Annotated in this window: 14 protein-coding genes; 3 read left to right on the forward strand and 11 right to left on the reverse strand. The window is 76.1% G+C overall.

What is annotated here, in order from left to right; genetic code table 11:
• The 9 genes from FGF04_RS35330 to FGF04_RS35370 all read right to left on the reverse strand — a co-directional run.
• The coding region (locus tag FGF04_RS35330; RefSeq protein ID WP_149515497.1) for a GNAT family N-acetyltransferase at positions 1-813 on the reverse strand (813 nt) is incomplete at its 3' end.
• A 59-nt stretch (positions 814-872) separates the two neighbouring features.
• On the reverse strand, positions 873-1,529 hold the full coding sequence (locus FGF04_RS35335) for a YveK family protein (protein WP_149515474.1): 657 nt from the start codon (positions 1,527-1,529) through the stop codon (positions 873-875).
• Complete coding sequence (locus FGF04_RS35340) at positions 1,526-2,689, reverse strand: glycosyltransferase (protein WP_149515475.1); 1,164 nt, start codon at positions 2,687-2,689, stop codon at positions 1,526-1,528. Before FGF04_RS35340 ends, FGF04_RS35335 begins: the two co-directional genes overlap by 4 nt.
• Positions 2,686-3,450 (reverse strand): polysaccharide deacetylase family protein, encoded by a 765-nt coding sequence (locus tag FGF04_RS35345; RefSeq protein WP_149515500.1) that lies wholly within the window; start codon positions 3,448-3,450, stop codon positions 2,686-2,688. The genes FGF04_RS35340 and FGF04_RS35345 overlap by 4 nt, the downstream gene beginning before the upstream one ends.
• Before the next feature lie 61 nt (positions 3,451-3,511).
• Positions 3,512-5,251 (reverse strand): murein biosynthesis integral membrane protein MurJ, encoded by a 1,740-nt coding sequence (murJ, locus tag FGF04_RS35350; RefSeq protein WP_235882656.1) that lies wholly within the window; start codon positions 5,249-5,251, stop codon positions 3,512-3,514.
• On the reverse strand, positions 5,248-6,573 hold the full coding sequence (locus FGF04_RS35355; RefSeq protein ID WP_408055711.1) for an O-antigen ligase family protein: 1,326 nt from the start codon (positions 6,571-6,573) through the stop codon (positions 5,248-5,250). The genes murJ and FGF04_RS35355 overlap by 4 nt, the downstream gene beginning before the upstream one ends.
• 2 nt (positions 6,574-6,575) lie before the next feature.
• Entirely contained in the window at positions 6,576-8,027 is a 1,452-nt protein-coding gene (locus FGF04_RS35360; RefSeq protein WP_149515476.1) for an exopolysaccharide biosynthesis polyprenyl glycosylphosphotransferase, read from the reverse strand.
• Positions 8,024-9,217 (reverse strand): glycosyltransferase, encoded by a 1,194-nt coding sequence (locus FGF04_RS35365; protein WP_149515477.1) that lies wholly within the window; start codon positions 9,215-9,217, stop codon positions 8,024-8,026. The genes FGF04_RS35360 and FGF04_RS35365 overlap by 4 nt, the downstream gene beginning before the upstream one ends.
• Before the next feature lie 80 nt (positions 9,218-9,297).
• On the reverse strand, positions 9,298-10,443 hold the full coding sequence (locus FGF04_RS35370; protein WP_149515478.1) for a DUF3344 domain-containing protein: 1,146 nt from the start codon (positions 10,441-10,443) through the stop codon (positions 9,298-9,300).
• Between the two features lie 337 nt (positions 10,444-10,780).
• On the opposite strand from FGF04_RS35370, the gene FGF04_RS35375 reads away from it, so the two are divergent.
• The 3 genes from FGF04_RS35375 (at position 10,781) to FGF04_RS35385 (ending at position 12,637) form a co-directional block, all read left to right on the forward strand.
• Positions 10,781-11,020, forward strand: coding sequence for a chaplin (locus FGF04_RS35375; protein ID WP_149515479.1), 240 nt, complete (start codon positions 10,781-10,783; stop codon positions 11,018-11,020).
• A gap of 307 nt (positions 11,021-11,327) precedes the next feature.
• Positions 11,328-11,795: a hypothetical protein gene (locus FGF04_RS35380; protein ID WP_149515480.1), complete on the forward strand. Its 468-nt coding sequence runs from the start codon at positions 11,328-11,330 to the stop codon at positions 11,793-11,795.
• Entirely contained in the window at positions 11,771-12,637 is an 867-nt protein-coding gene (locus FGF04_RS35385; protein ID WP_149515481.1) for a tyrosinase family protein, read from the forward strand. Before FGF04_RS35380 ends, FGF04_RS35385 begins: the two co-directional genes overlap by 25 nt.
• Before the next feature lie 118 nt (positions 12,638-12,755).
• Here FGF04_RS35385 and FGF04_RS35390 read toward each other — a convergent pair whose 3' ends face one another.
• Both FGF04_RS35390 and FGF04_RS35395 read right to left on the reverse strand, forming a co-directional pair.
• Positions 12,756-13,028 (reverse strand): chaplin, encoded by a 273-nt coding sequence (locus tag FGF04_RS35390; RefSeq protein WP_149515482.1) that lies wholly within the window; start codon positions 13,026-13,028, stop codon positions 12,756-12,758.
• Positions 13,029-13,146: 118 nt separating this feature from the next.
• Entirely contained in the window at positions 13,147-14,736 is a 1,590-nt protein-coding gene (locus tag FGF04_RS35395; protein WP_149515483.1) for a serine/threonine-protein kinase, read from the reverse strand.
• Between the last annotated feature and the right edge of the window lie 17 nt (positions 14,737-14,753).

The following is a 14,753-nucleotide window of genomic DNA, read 5'->3' on the forward strand; positions in this document are numbered from 1 at the left end:
GCCGTACAGGTAGCCGCCCGCCAGCCGCTCCGACAGCAGCGTCAGGTCCACCGCCACCACGGCGCCGTCCAGCCGGAACTCGGTCACCACCGCGTCGCCGGCCCGGACCATCGGCCCCACCGAACGGATCAGGTGTTCGGCGAAGCGATCCTGCAGGTGCTCGGTGGTGACCTTGCGCCCCTGCCACTGCAGCCGGTGCAGCTCCAGGAGCCGGCGCAGTGCCGCGTCCACCTCCTCCGGGCGCACGGCGCGCCGCTCCACGCCCAGCGAGGTCAGCTTGCGCAGCTTGGCGCGCACCCGCTGCTGCGCCTTGGCCGTCGCGAGCCGTCCGATCAGGTCGTCCATCGGCACGGCGGGCAGCTCCAGGCAGAGCGAGTCCGGCACCTGCCGGCGGGGCCCGCGCCAGCGCGCGTACACCCGCTCGACCGCGCCGCCGGGCCGCACCTCACGGAAGTCGATCAGCGCGGTGCGCGCGGCCGCGGCCAGTCCGTCGGCCAGGGCCTGGGCGGCCCGCTCGCCGCGCTCGCCGTCCTCGATCAGCACGTCCCCGAAGTCGGAGATCGACCCGCCCAGCGGCACGAGGGCGGGCCACGGCTGCCGTACGAGCATCAACGGCGCGGCGGCCACCAGCTCACCGCCGTCGCGCACCAGCACCAGCCGGAGCCGGCCGGGCGTGCCGTACGAGAGCCACCACGAGTGCAGCCAGGCATGGGTCTGGAACGGGGTCGCCGTGCCGCACCGCCGGTACAGCGCCGCCCACTCCTCGGCCAGCCGCCCGAACTCCCGCTCGTCCCGGCACAGTTCCGTACGCAGCCCGCTGTGCGGCCCGCTGCACGGCTGCGTGCGCGGAGCCGTGCGCAGGACGGCGGTTCTCACAGCTGTCCGTGGACGTCGACGGCGGTGGCGGGGCCCGGCACCGAGGCGGCGGGCGGGGCCTGCTCGGCCCGGCGCGGCCGCACCAGCAGCGCGAGCCCGCCGAGCAGCCCGCCGGCGCTCGCCCCGATCAGCCCGGTCGCGCCCGCCGACAGCGAGGAGGCCTCGGTGGGCTCGATCGCGCGGGAGAACTGCAGCAGCTCCACGTGCGTGCTGTCCTCGGTGTCGTTCGCGTGCCGGGTCAGCGAGCGCGACACCGCGTTGGCGATGTCGGCGGCCAGGTCGGGGCGTTCGGAGGTGGCGGTCACCGAGACCATCGGCGCGTCCGGCGAGGTCGCCGCCCGCACGCTCCCGCGCAGGGTCGACACCGGCACGCCCGCCCACACCTGGGCGTCGCCGAGGACCGCGAGCTGGGTGGCGACCCGCCCGTAGGCCTGCGCGAAGCCGAGCGCCGCCGCCGGGTCCGACTTCTCGGTGGGGACGGCGACGACGTAACTCGTCGCGCTGTACTGCGGGGTCTTCAGGGCGCCGTACGCGCCGCCGAGCGCGCCCCCGAGGAGGACGCCGGCGGCGAGCAGGGACCACGGGGGCAGCGCCCTGGCGCGGGCGAGTGCCGTTCCCGGCCGCGCGGCCGGACGGTTCGGGTCGTTGGTCATGTGGAACTCACTCCCAGAGTTGCGGCCGTGTAGATGTCCATCAGCCGGTCGGCACTGCGGGCGATGCTGTAGTGGTGCGCGGCGTCCGGCGCCGCGCGCGGCCCGGGCCCCTGCGCGCGGGCCTGCCGCAGGGCCCGTACGAAGGAGTCCGCGCCGCCCTGCACCCGCCGGGCGGCCGGCGCCGCGTCCTTGGGCAGGTCGTCGACGGCCGGGCAGGAGACGTAGAGCACGGGCAGGCCCGCCGCCAGGGCCTCCACGACGGCCAGCCCGAAGGCCTCCTCCGCGCAGGGCGAGGCGAGGACGTCCATGGCGCCCAGCAGCGACGGCAGGTCGAGGCTGCCCTGAGCGCCCTGAGCGCCCTGAGCGCCCGGGGCGTGCGGCGCGGCGGGTCCGTTGGGGCGCTCGCCGGTGAACAGGACCCGGTCGGCGACCCCCCGCCGCTGCGCCGCGCGCCGCAGCACGCTCTCCTGCGGACCGCCGCCGACCAGCAGCAGCCAGACGTCGTCGGGCAGGTCGGCCAGCGCCCGCACGAGCACCTCGAACCGCTTGGCGGACGTCAGGCGCCCGACGCCCCCGACGACGTACGCCCCCTGCGGCAGCCCGAGCCGGCGCCGGGTGCTCTCGCGGCGGGCGGGGTCGAAGCGGAAGCCGGCCACGTCGATGCCGTTCGGCACGACCTCGATGCGGGGCCCCGGCACGCCCCAGCGGCGCAGCCGCTCGGCGACCGTGGGGGAGACGGCGACCGTCGCGCGGCCCAGGCGCTCGCTGGCCAGGTAGAGCCCGCGGACGCCGGCGGTCAGCCGGCGGCCCTCCAGCTGCGAGTCGCCGAGCGAGTGCTCGGTGGCCACGACGGCCCGCACCCCGGCCAGGCGCGCGGCGGTCCTGCCGTAGACGCAGGCCCGGTAGAGGTGCGTGTGGACCAGGTCGTAGCGGCCGCCGCGGATCAGGCGGACCAGCCGGGGCAGCGCCGCCAGGTCGCGGTTGCCCCGCATGCCCAGGTGCATGACGCGCACGCCGTCGGCGGTGAGGCCCTCGGCGACCGCGCCCGGGTTGGTGAGCGTCACCACGTCGCAGTCGACGGGCAGGTTCCGCACCAGCAGGCGCAGTTGCTGCTCGGCCCCGCCGACCCCGAGCCCGGTGATGACGTGCAGGGCCCTCACCGGCTCTCCGCCACGGCCTCGGCACCGGAACCGGCACCGGCCTCGGCACCGGCGTCGGTGTCGGTCAGCGGGACCGGGCGTCTGCGCAGCCGGTTGAGGCGGTACTTCAGCAGCAGCCGCCAGGACGTGTCGTCCTCCCCGACGTGGACCCGGGGGAGGGCGAAGGTGCCGGTGAGCGGGCCGGGGTCGATCGCGCAGGCATAGCGGTACCCGGCGGCCCGCGCGGCGTCGGCGACCCGCCGGTCGACGGTCCCGTACGGGTAGCACAGGCCCTGCACCTCACGGCCCGTCAGCTCGCCGAGCAGCGCCCGGCTGCCGGCGGTCTCGGCGCCCAGCAGCGCGTCGTCGGCGCGGGTGAGGTCGACGTGGGTGAGACCGTGCGAGGCGATCTCCAGGCCGTCGGTGTCCGCGAGGTCCGCGAGCCGGCGGACGGCCTCGGCGGTGAGGAGCGGCTTGCGCGGGCCGAGCGGGTCCCACTCGTTCGTGCCGCCGAGCCGGCCCGGCAGGACGAAGACGGTGGCGCCGAAGCCCCAGCGCCGCAGTACGGGCAGGGCGTGGTCGGCGAAGTCCGCGTACCCGTCGTCGAAGGTGAGCCCGACCAGGCCGCGGCCCGCGCCCCGGGCGCGGGCCGCGAGCAGGTCGGCCACGCTCACCCCGCGCAGGCCCCGGCGGTGCAGCCAGCCCAGCTGCCGGTCGAGACGGCCGGGCGAGACGGTGATGCGGTACGGGTCGTCGGAGCAGTCGCCCACCGAGTGGTACATCGCCACCCACAGGGGCGCGACCGGAGGGCGGGGTGTGCCTGTACGGGTCGGGGCGGTCGGATCAGCGGGAACGGGCATGCGGCAGCCTTCGGGTGACGGAGCGGAGGGCGGTTCGGAAGGCGGGTGCGACGGCCTGGACGCCGAGCAACCGGAGCAGCAGGACGTAGACGACGGCGACGGTGACGCCGCCGGTGAGCAGGGCGGTGCCGGGGGAGCCGAAGCGGCTCGCGCAGAGCGAACCGGCGACGGCCGCGAGCACGGCCGCCCGGACCGGTTTGCTGAGCTCGTGGACGACCCGCCGGGTACGGATCGGCACGCTGCGCCGCTCGTTCATGCCGGACAGCAGCAGCGCCGCGGTGAGGGTGATCCCGGTCGCGTTGGCGGCGGCGATCCCGCACACCCCCCAGGCCCCGACGGTCGCCGCGCCGATCCACGACGTGGCGACGATGCCCGCGGCCATCGCCGCCAGCGGGTACCAGGTGGGGCGCCCGGCGGAGAAGTACGTCCGCACGAGCGCGCCCACCAGGGTGTGGCCGAGCAGCCCGACCGTGTAGACCCGCATGACGGTGGCGGTCGCCGCGGTGTCCTGGGCGGTGAACGCGCCGCGCTGGAAGAGGAGCTGGATGATCTGGGGCGCGCAGGCGAAGACCGCCGCCGCGCCCAGCAGCACCATGCAGGCGGCGACCGAGACGTCCCGCTCGACCCGGTCGCGGGCCCGCTCGGTGTCGCCCTCGGCGAGCGCCTGGGCGAGCACCGGGAAGGTGACGGTGCACAGCATCAGCGAGAGGGTCATCGGGATCTGCGCCACCTTCTGCGCGTAGTTCAGGTGCGAGATGGCGCCGGAGGGGAGGCTGGAGGCGAGGTAGCGCTCGATGAGCACCTGGGACTGCCGGCAGAGGGCGAAGAGCAGGACCGGGGTGACGAGCGCGAGGTTCACCGCGTTCTCCGCGGAGGCCGCTGCCGGCTCTGCGGAGGCCGCTTCCGGAGCCGGAGCCGCTGCCGCTTCCGGAGCCGGAGCCGGAGCGCCGGCCGGAGCCGTACCGGCGGTGGTGCCGGCGGCGGTGGTGGCGTCCGGCCGGTGGCGGCCGAACAGCTGCCGGGCGAGCGCCGGGGTCTGGGCCGCCACCATCAGGCAGCCGCCGACCGCGACACCGACGGCCGCCGACCGCACGCCCCAGCGGCCGCCGAGGACGAACATCGACGTGATGATGCCGGTGTTGTAGGCGACGTAGATGGCGGCGGGCGCCAGGAAGCGCCGGTGCGCGCGCAGTGCGGCGCTGCAGTAGCCGGCGAGGCCGAAGCTCAGGACGCAGGTCGCCGTCAGCCGGGTGCAGTCGACGGCGAGCCCGGGGTCGGGCAGCCCCGGCGCGAGCCCCGCCACCAGGTACGGCGCCCCGGCGACGAGCAGCGCGCAGACGCCCACCAGGACCAGTGCGATGCGCGGCAGCGTCGCCGCGACCTCCGGCACGGTCCACGCCACCAGGAAGGCGTCCGTCTCGGTGCCGGCCCCGAAGAGGTGTGCGAGCGCCTGGTCCCGGCCCAGGCCGAGCAGCGCGCCCGCGATGGACAGGACGGCGGTGACGAGCGTGGCCCGGGCGAGGAAGCCGCGGGTGGGCGGGGCGACCGCGGAGGACGAGGCCTTCGCGGAAGGCGCGGTGCCCTCCCCGGCGGCCTCCCCGGCGGTCTCCCCGGCCGCGGCCGCGGTGTCCCGCGACGCCGCACGGGCCCCGGGCAACAGGACCTCGTCCCCGGTCCCTGCCGCCGTTCCCTCTCCCTCGGCCCGGGAGGGCGTGAGCGTCATCGTCGCCCGGCCTCCTCGGACGCCAGCGCCCACCAGGCGGCCAGGCCCAGGACCAGCGCGGTCAGTACGGTCGAGGGGCCGCCGATGTCGGCGTACACGAAGTCGACCAGCTGCCACAGCAGCACCCCGCACGCGACCAGCGCGCAGTCGAGGCCGCCGCGGCGCCCCGCGCGGGCGCGCACGAGCCGCCGCAGCCCGCACACCAGCAGCGCGAGCCAGCTGCCCGCCAGCGCGAGCAGCCCCAGCAGGCCCTGTTCGCTCAGCACCAGCAGGTACATGTTGTGCGGGGACAGCAGCGGCTGCCGGCGGAAGCCGGCGCCCGCCCCGTCCGTGTCGCTGCCCGAGGACAGCGCGAGCGAGGCGTGCCCGTCGCGGTGCTCGGGGAAGCCCTTCAGCCCCACGCCGGTCAGCGGCCGGCCGCGCCACATGTCGACGGCCGCCGTCCACATCGTGTACCGGTCGGTCACCGACTGGTCCGGGGCCTCGGCGACCTGCGTGATGCTGCTGATCCGCTCCTGGAGCATCGCGGTGCCCACGCCGAACCCGCCCACCAGGACCACCGCGGCCGCGGCCACCGCCGCGAGCACCCGGACGGCCCGCCGCAGCCCGGCGAGCGCGAGCTGCGCCCCGCAGGTGACGGCCGTCGCGATCCACGCCCCGCGGCTGAAGGACAGCGCGAGCGGCAGCAGCAGCGCCAGCGCGCACACCGCCGCCGCGGTCCGCTGCCGCGCGGGCCCGGACCTGAGCGCGAGACCGAGCGCGCACACCAGGCCGAACGACACCACGGCCGCCATGCCCATGATGTCCGTCGCCCCGAACGTGCCCACCGCCCGGACCATCTCGCCCTGGTACGAGGCCCCGGTCCCGGTCAGGTACTGGTGGACGCCGATCGCCCCCTGCCACAGCGCGAGCCCGACGAGCGACCAGGCCAGCAGGCGCGCGTCCCGCCGGTCGCGGATCAGCAGCATCACCGCCGCGGGCACCAGCACGAAGACCTGCAGGTAGCGCACCAGCCCCTCGGCGCCCGCCCCGGCGGAGGCCGCGCCGGCCGTCGCGACGGCGACCCCGGCGACGGGGAGTCCCAGCACGACGGCGGCGGTACGGGTCAGGGGGCGCCGCCGGCCGCGTACCAGACGCAGCGCGCAGCACACCACGACCAGCCCGGACACGGCGTCGGCGGGGGTGCCGCCGCCGTCCGCGCCCCCGGGGACCGGCAGCGCGAGCGTGACGACGAGGGCGAGCAGCGGCAGCACGGGCAGGAGGCGGCGGGGCGCCGCGGCCGCGCCGGCCGTGAGCGGCGGGGCGGACAGGACCTGGGCCACCGTCAGCTCCCCGTCGGGCGCACGAGCAGGGCCGCGGTGCGCAGCAGGATGCAGACGTCCTGCCAGAGCGACCAGTCGTCGATGTACGCGTTGTCGAACCGGCAGCGGTCCTCGATCGAGGTGTCGCCGCGCAGCCCGTGGATCTGCGCGAGCCCGGTGATCCCGGTCCGCATCCGGTGGCGGGCCGCGTAACCGGGGAACGTCTGGCTGAACTGGGCCACGAAGTAAGGGCGTTCGGGACGGGGGCCGACCAGGCTCATGTCGCCCCGGAAGACGTTCCACAGCTGGAGCAGCTCGTCCATCGAGGTGCGCCGCAGGAAGCGGCAGAACCAGCGCATCTCCTGCTCGTTGGCCACGCTCCAGCGGGTCGCCGCCTCGTGCGCGTCGACCGGCCGGTGCGTACGGAACTTCAGCAGCGTGAACGGCCGTCCGTCCTTGCCGATCCGCTCCTGCCGGAACACCACGCCGGGCCCGTCGGCGGCCCGCAGCACCGCCGCGCACACCAGCAGCACCGGTCCGGCGAGCAGCAGCAGGGCCCCGGAGGCCAGTACGTCCAGCAGCCGCTTCCCGGCGGTCCCGTACCGCCGCCCGGCGGGCAGCCGCCGGCAGGCGAACCCGGCGAGCCGCTCGGCCCGCCCGGACCCGGGCGCGTGCCCCGGCCCGTCCGTGCCCAGCTCCCACACGGTGCAGCCCGACGCGCCGAGCGCCCGCAGCAGCGCGGCCTGTTCGGCGAGGGCGGCGGGTCCCACGGCGAGCACGTCCTGCACGCCGTTCTGGACGATCGCCCGCCGGACCTCCTCGCCGGTGATCAGCACGGGCAGTCCCTCGGGGCCGGCCGCCTCGTCGGCGACGACGCCCACCGGGCGCACCCCGCAGCCCGGGTGCCGCAGGACGGCGGACGCCACCCGCTGCGCCTCCGCGGCGCGGCCCACCACCAGGGCCGCGCGCGGGCGCCGCAGGAGCGCCCGGCGCCGGTGCCCGTACACGGCGGCGCGGCCCGCGCAGCTCACCACCGACTGCGCCGCGCAGCCCAGCAGCAGGGTGCGGGCGGACAGCGCGTGCTCCGGGGAGTACGCCGCCAGCAGGGCCGCGAGCGCGCACCAGCCGACCGCGATCCGGCCGCAGAGGGCGGGCAGTTCGTCCAGGACGGCGGGCACGGGCGCGGCCCGGTGGAGCGACGCGTGCGCGTTGAGCCCGAGCACCGCGAGCACCAGGACGGCGAGCGGCAGCGGATGGGCCAGGGGCAGCGCGAGCAGGCCGCCGGCCAGCGCGGCGCCGGCGTCCACGCCGGGCAGCGGCAGCCGGGAGGCCCGCCGTGCGAGGGGCCGCCGGTCGCCGGGCAGGCCGAAGCCGTCGGCGGTCCCGCGCGGCGGGATGACCGAGACGGGCGGGAATCCGAGGTCCGCCAGCCGGGGCCGGCCGCCGGGGGAGGGAACGGTGCTGTCCGCAGTCACGTGTGGAGGGACTCCCTGTACTCGGTGTGGTCCACGCCCGCGCCCCGTCCGGTCGGCCAGCCGCCGATCAGGTCGCGGTACACGTCGGCGACGGCCGCGGCCGTGCGCCGCACGTCGTGCGTGGTCGTTACGTACCGGCGTGCCTGGTGACCGAGCGACTCGCGCAGCAGCGGGTCCAGGAGCAGTCCGGCGACCGCCGCGGCCAGCGCCTGCGGCTGCTCGGACGGCACCAGGCAGTGCGGTCCCTGGCCGGGCGGCAGGCTCTCGCGGGCCCCGTCCACGTCGGTGAGCACGACGGGCCGCCCGCAGGCCATGGCCTCCAGCGGCGCCAGCGCCATGCCCTCCCAGCGGGACGGCAGGACCACCAGGTCGGCGGCCCGGTACCAGGGCGCGGTGTCGGTGACGGACCCGGCGAACAGCACGGAGGCGGGGGCCCGGGCCCGCAGTGACCGCGCGTCCGGCCCGTCGCCGACCAGCACGAGCCGCGCCCCCGGCACCCGCCGGGTCACCTCGCCCCACGCGTCCAGGAGGACGTCCTGCCCCTTCTGCCGGCACAGCCGCCCCACGCAGACCACGAGGGGCGCCGCCGGGCCGATCCCCGCGAGCAGCGGGATCCCGGCCCGCGCGGTGTCCACCGGCGCCGGGTGGTGGTCCGCCAGGTCGATGCCGTTGGGGACGACGCTCCAGCGTCCTCTGATGCCCGCTTGCTGTCCGGTGCGCCGCTCGGCCTCACTGACGCAGACCACCCGCGACGCCCAGCGCGCGCCCGCCCGCTCCCAGTGGAGCGCGAGCAGCCCGGTGGCGCCGCCCGCGGCCTCGAACGACCAGGCGTGCGGCTGGAACACGGTCGGCACCCGGCCGCGCACGGCGAGCCGGACCGCGAGGCCGGCCTTGGCGCTGTGCGCGTGCACCACGTCGGGGCGCGCCTCCCGCACGATCCGGCGCAGGCTCCGCKCCTCCCGGGCGAGCCACGGGCCCGGCGAGCGGGTCGCCCGCCAGTGCCGCACACCGGCGCCGAGCAGCCCGGCCGCCGTCGCGAGAGGACCGGTCGCCGGGCAGGCGACGTCGACCTCGGCACCGGCGGCCAGCTGCGCCCGCACCAGGTCCGTGACCACGCGGGCCACCCCGCCGTCGACGGGCTGGGAGACGTGCAGGACCCGTGGCCGGGAGCCGGGGGTTGACAGTTGCATGCGTGTTCTCCTCGCTCACGGGCGGCGCTCGGACGCGGCGCGGGCGGAACTCGGGGGGACGGGAGCAGAGGGGAGGGGCATCAGCGCTTCGCGTCGACGGCGGCGAACAGCACACCGGCCCAGGCGGCGTCCCGCGGCGACGCCAGCCGGAACTCCAGCCGGTCCCCGCCGCGCCGCAGGCCCTCGCCGAGATCGAGGACGTCGGAGTCGTACCCGAGCGTGTTCGGGTACGCGGGCGTCCGTACGGAGGCCGCCGTGCCGGCGGGGTCGGCGATGGTCGAGTCCAGTACGTCGTCACGGGGGCCGGCGCCGTTGCCGAGCGGCACGGCCGGGCCCCACCCGTCCGACACGGTGAGCGCGTCGCCGGTCAGCCCGCGGTCGCCGTCGTAGGCGACGAGCCCCACGCGTCCCGCGGCCCCCGCGGGGAAGTCCAGGTCGCGCACCGTGACCACCTGGTCCTCGCCCGGTCCCAGCGGGCCGAAGCCGTCCCACAGCGCCAGGTGCCGCAGCGGCTCCGACTCCTTCTCGTACGCCACCACCAGGGTCCAGCCGCCCCACGCGCCGGCCGCCGAGTGCCCCTTCGCCACGTTGACCTGCGCCACGGTGTACGCGCCCGCGCCGCTCGACCCCACCAGCCGCGTGACGTCCGCGGAGGCCTGGTAGGCGTCCGCGCCGCGCGCCACCCGGTGCCCGACCACGGTGTCCGCGAGCACCTCCTTGTAGCGGCCGCCGGGCTCGGCGAGCAGCACGCGCCCGTTGTCCCGCGGCGGCTTCTGCTCACCGGCCCGCAGGTTGCCGCCCCAGTACAGCCGCGCGTACGCGACCCGGGCCCCGGCGGGCAACGCGATCGTGGCGCGGCTGGAGTTGTAGGTGTTCGGGTCGCTGTCGACGTCCGTGTAGGACATGTCGAAGCCGTCGTTCGCGGCCGCGGCCCCCGCCCGTGCGGCGGGACAGGACACCGGCGCCGGCGCGAGCGGCCGGCGGCAGGTGACCGACGTGTTGGCGGCCCGGACGATCCCGCCGTGCCGCAGCGCGCGGTACCGCTGCGCGAACGGCAGCCCCGCCGCCTCGGCGGCGACCCGGGCACCCGCGTCCGTACGCACATCCGCCTCCGCGCCCGGCGGGTCGGGCACGGCCGCCGCCGGTCCGCCCGGCACGCACAGCGCGGCGAGGGAAAAGGCACTCACCGTCCCGCGGCGCAGCAGAAGACCCAGGGAATTGCGCATGACCGGCGTAGCCCTTTCGAGGGGAATTTCGGCGGAAGAGGATCTGGTCCCGGCGGGCGGACGGAAGGGGGATGTGGAATGGACGCCGCCATGACTCCCCGTCTGTCGCAGGCGTTCCGGGGAGAACGCAACTGTAGCCTCTATCCGTATTTATCCGTGAAACCCGTCAAGTGTGTCGGAATCGTGTGCATCTTCCGGGATAACCCCTGGACCCGCTTCTGGTAACGGCCCGGAGCATCACTCTTTTGGAGGCACAACCCGCGCCCGTGCCGCGCGTTGATTCCAGAGCCGGGCACCTCCGCCCGGTCGATGTTTCAATCCCAAGGAGCACCTCTCCATGTCGCGTATCGCGAAGGGCCTGGTCTTTACCTCCGTTGCCGCCGCCGCCATGGCCGGCACCGCCGGCATCGCCGCTGCCGACAGTGACGCGAGCGGCGTCGCCGCCAACTCCCCCGGTGTCCTCTCGGGCAACGTGCTGCAGGTCCCGGTCCACGTGCCGATCAACCTGTGCGGCAACACGATCGACGTGATCGGCCTGCTGAACCCGGCGTTCGGCAACAAGTGCGTCAACGACTGACGTCGTAGCCCCGCACTGACGCCGTAGCTCCGCACCGGCGTCACAGCTCCGCCCCGATCGGCCGTCCTCCCCCACGGGAGGGCGGCCGATCCGCGTTGCCCCGAATGGAGGGAGGGGCGCCGGGCGCCCCCGGTGGGCCGGAGCAGGGCATCTCACCAGGGACAACGGTCCCGGCGGCGGGCACGGGCCGCCTTGGGGCGGGGCCGATCGGTTGCAGGCGGAGGGCACCGCTTCCACGGTGAGGACCAAGCCCCGGGCCATCCCTGGGCAAGTCCCTGGATCCGACGCACCGTCGAAAGGACCCTCCATGCGTGCTCTGCCCGTGCGCCGTACCGCGGCCTCCGCCCTCTGCGCCATGCTCCTGCTGGGGGTCGCCGCACCCGCCGTGGCCGCCGACCACGACCCGGCGCACGGCGACCGGGCCCGCACGGTCCGGGCGCCGGCGCCCGAGGCGGCGGCCCTGCTGGCGCAGACCGCGGCCCTCGGTGACGTCGCCGGGGTGCTGAAGCCGGTCACCGAGCTGCTCTCCGCCACGCTGGAGGCGGAGAAGGGACAGCTCCCCGCCGCCGACGCGGCCAAGCTCTCCGAGGCCGTGAAGCAGGCCATCGCCAAGGCCGCCGCGACGACCCCGAACGCCCCTCAGACGCCTGCCGATCCGCAGGCTCCGGCCGCTCCGCAGACGCCTGCCGTGCCGCAGACCCCGGCCGCCGGTCCCGCAGGACGGGGACCGGGCGGGGGAGGGACACCGGCATGGTGTACACGCGTAGGAACGTGAGCGCGCTGACGCGTACCGAGAGGCGCAGGCTCGTGGAGGCGTTCCTGGAGATCAAACGCACCGGCGAGTACGACGAGTTCGTCCGCATCCACATCGACCACTACGTGTCGGACGGCGAGAAGGGGCTGCGCACGGCCCATATGACGCCCTCCTTCCTGCCCTGGCACCGGCGGTTCCTGCTGGACCTGGAGCGGGCGCTGCGCCGGGTGGACCCCTCGGTCTCCGTGCCGTACTGGGACTGGACGAAGGACCGCACCCCCACCGCCCCGCTGTGGGGCGACGACCTGCTCGGCGGCAACGGGCGGCGCTCCGACCACCAGGTGACGACCGGGCCCTTCGCGCGCCGCTACAAGAAGTGGGTCGTCAAGGAGTCGGTGACCGACGGCGACTACCTCACCCGCGACCTCGGCCGGCCGCGCGATCCGCTCGGTCTGCCCACGGCGGACGACGTCGCCGCGGCCCTCGACGACCCGGTGTACGACGCGCAGCCCTGGAACTCCACCTCCGGCCGCGGTTTCCGCAACAAGCTGGAGGGGTGGGGGCGCGGGCGCGGCAACGACGCCTGGCGCAACCACAACCGCGTCCACCGCTGGGTCGGCGGGCACATGCTGGGCGGGGCGTCCGTCAACGACCCCGTCTTCTGGCTGCACCACTCCTTCGTGGACCTGCTGTGGACGCGCTGGCAGAAGCGGCACCGGGGCGCGCGGTACCTGCCCGCGTCCCCGCCGGGCCTCGGCGACCTGCAGCACGGGCGGGTCGTGGCGCGGCACGAGGCGCTGCCGCCGTGGGACGTGACACCGGACGACCTGGAGGACCACAGCCGGATCTACCGGTACGCGTGAGGCGCGTACGCGGGCCGGTACGGGCCCCGGTGCGGGTGTGGTCGCCGGTACCGGTGCGGGACACGGGAGGCCCCCGGCGGTGGGTACCGCCGGGGGCCTCCCGTGTCCGTACGGTGGCTCAGTGGCCGTGGCCGTAGCCCTCGTCGTGGTGGCTGAGGTTCGCGCACGCGTTGCCGAACGCCGGGTTCAGCAGGCCGATGACGTCCACGGTGTTGCCGCAGACGTTGACCGGCACGTGGATCGGGACCTGGACGGCGTTGCCCGAGATCACACCGGGCGAGCCGGCGGCCGTGCCCGCGGCGTCCGCGTCCGCCATGGCCAGACCGGCACCACTGAGCACAACGGCGCTCGTGCCGAGAGCGACACCGGCTGCCTTCGCGATGCGAGACATCACGTTTCTCCTTCGAATCGGTGAGCGCGGCAGCACGAACGCGACCGCACTGTCCCTTCAACGTCAGGAGGCACGGACGGTAACGGCACGTACCGTGACATCATCCGCGCGGCCCGGCTCACCGGCGCGTACAGGTCCCCTTGGGGGCGGCGGCGGGCGGGCTGCACTGGAGGTCGTAGTCGTCGGCGTCCTCGCTCAGGTAGCGGCCGACGCAGGTGGTCGACGAGGTCCTGCCCCGTGCCTCGCAGAAGGCCAGGGCGGCGCGGCCGTCGGCGAAGGGGCCGGGGGCGTAGAAGACCCAGAACCCCGGGCGCAGGGACGCGTAGTCGTCGCTGCGGACGTAGACGGCCTCGGGGACGGAGCGCCGGAGGGTGGCGAGCCGCTGGTCCCGGGCGGCGGTGCCGGTGCCGACCGGTTCGGAGTGGAGCTGGGCGATCCAGCCGGAGCCGGCCTTCTCACGGTCCTCGCCGCCGTCCTCGCCGTCGCCCTTCCCGGAGTCCGCGGTGTCCGGGGGCTGTGCCACCGTCTCCTTCGTGGGGTCCGGGGACGACGGGGTGGGGGTCGGCGTCCCCTTCGCGMACGGCGAGGACGGGCCGGCCGATGCCGCGCGGTCGGTGTCCTTGCCCCCGCGGGCCTCGTCGCCGTCGCCCTCCCGGCCGCCCGAGGTGAGCACCAGGACGGTGGCCGCCGCGGCGAGGGCGACCGCGACGGCGGTGGCGACGAGCGCCATACGGCCTCTTCTGCTTTTMGTCCTGCCGCCGGTGCTGCTTCCTGCGCTCCCGGAGCCGGCCGGGGAGCCTGCGGGGGCGGTCGGGGCGGTCGGTGTTTGGAGGACGTGCGTCGGCTCCGTCGCGGGGGCGGACGGCAGCGGGGCGGTCGCGGTGAGCAGCTCCCAGTCCGGCGCCGCACCCGACTCGACCTGCGCCAGCATCGCGTCCAGCCGCGCCGCGTCGGGGCGGGCCGCCGGATCGCGTACCAGCAGCGTCTGCAGGACGGGGGCGAGCGGGCCGGAGCGCACCGGCGGGGGCACGGCCTCGTCGAGGACCGCGGCCAGGGTGGCCAGGGTCGTTGCGCGGCGCAGCGGGCTGACGCCCTCCACGCAGACGTACAGGACCAGGCCGAGGGACCAGAGGTCGGAGGCGGGGTCGTCGTCGTTGCCCCGGATCCGCTCGGGGGCGATGTACTCCGGGGAGCCGATGAGTTCGCCGGTCGCCGTCAGCGCGGTGGACCCCTGCAGCGCGGCGATCCCGAAGTCGGTGAGCACGGCGGAGCCGTCGGGGCGCAGCAGGATGTTGGCGGGCTTGACGTCGCGGTGCTGGACCCCGGCGGCGTCGGCGGCGCGCAGGGCGGCGAGCACCTGCCGGCCCAGCCGGGCGGCCTCCGCGGGGCGCAACGGGCCCTCCGCCAGGCGTTCCTGGAGCGAGACACCGGCCACCAGCTCCATCACGAGCCAGGGGTGGGGGTCCTCGTCCACGATGTGATGGATCATCACCACGTTCGGGTGGCTGACCCGGGCCAGCGCCCGCGCCTCCCGCAGCACCCGCTCGCGCACGGCCTCCCCGGCCGCCGCGTCGTGCCGTACGGCCTTGAGGGCGACCTCCCGGTGCAGCACGCGGTCCCGCGCCCGCCACACCGTCCCCATGCCTCCGCTGCCGAGCCGTTCGAGCAGCTCGAACCGCCCGTCGACCGTGTCCCCCGGTGTGTTCATGACGAACAGGCTAGTGG

It is taken from the genome of Streptomyces apricus (assembly GCF_008369065.1).
GTDB lineage: Bacteria > Actinomycetota > Actinomycetes > Streptomycetales > Streptomycetaceae > Streptomyces > Streptomyces apricus.

What these genes read in the sequence shown, in the direction of transcription:
- FGF04_RS35375 (WP_149515479.1), top strand. Translation starts at nt 10,781, where the DNA reads ATGTCGCGTATCGCGAAGGGCCTGGTCTTTACCTCCGTTGCCGCCGCC.
- FGF04_RS35380 (WP_149515480.1), top strand. Translation starts at nt 11,328, where the DNA reads ATGCGTGCTCTGCCCGTGCGCCGTACCGCGGCCTCCGCCCTCTGCGCC.
- FGF04_RS35345 (WP_149515500.1), bottom strand. Translation starts at nt 3,450, where the DNA reads ATGTACCACTCGGTGGGCGACTGCTCCGACGACCCGTACCGCATCACC.
- murJ (WP_235882656.1), bottom strand. Translation starts at nt 5,251, where the DNA reads ATGACGCTCACGCCCTCCCGGGCCGAGGGAGAGGGAACGGCGGCAGGG.
- FGF04_RS35335 (WP_149515474.1), bottom strand. Translation starts at nt 1,529, where the DNA reads ATGACCAACGACCCGAACCGTCCGGCCGCGCGGCCGGGAACGGCACTC.
- FGF04_RS35370 (WP_149515478.1), bottom strand. Translation starts at nt 10,443, where the DNA reads ATGCGCAATTCCCTGGGTCTTCTGCTGCGCCGCGGGACGGTGAGTGCC.
- FGF04_RS35385 (WP_149515481.1), top strand. Translation starts at nt 11,771, where the DNA reads ATGGTGTACACGCGTAGGAACGTGAGCGCGCTGACGCGTACCGAGAGG.
- FGF04_RS35390 (WP_149515482.1), bottom strand. Translation starts at nt 13,028, where the DNA reads ATGTCTCGCATCGCGAAGGCAGCCGGTGTCGCTCTCGGCACGAGCGCC.